The organism is Rhodanobacter fulvus Jip2 (assembly GCF_000264315.1).
GTDB classification, from domain to species: Bacteria; Pseudomonadota; Gammaproteobacteria; order Xanthomonadales; family Rhodanobacteraceae; genus Rhodanobacter; species Rhodanobacter fulvus.
On the sequence record NZ_AJXU01000115.1, the window covers coordinates 1 to 244 of the forward strand.

Sequence of the window (244 nt, forward strand, 5' to 3'; positions counted from 1 at the left end):
CGTGGACGGCCGCATCCCGGCCACCTGGGAAGTGGTCAGCGCCCACGCCTGGGGCCCGCCGATCGGCCAGCCGCGTCGCGTGCCGGGCGGAGAAGTCGCCACGTTCTCACTCGATTCGTTGCGTGGCTCGCGACGAAAGTAGCGCGAAGCCGGCCTTCGGTCTTGCCTGGGGCCGGCCCGCCCCACCGCTTCATTTCTTCGACGGCGGCAGCACCGGCTTGAAATCAGGCAGCGGCGCGATGAT

The 244-nt window shown here is 70.1% G+C and carries 1 pseudogene; it reads left to right on the forward strand.

Going from position 1 to position 244, the window contains the following annotated elements:
• A pseudogene (locus tag UU9_RS18465) lies at nucleotides 1–142 on the forward strand (malonyl-[acyl-carrier protein] O-methyltransferase BioC); the annotation flags it as partial.
• Between the last annotated feature and the right edge of the window lie 102 nt (nucleotides 143–244).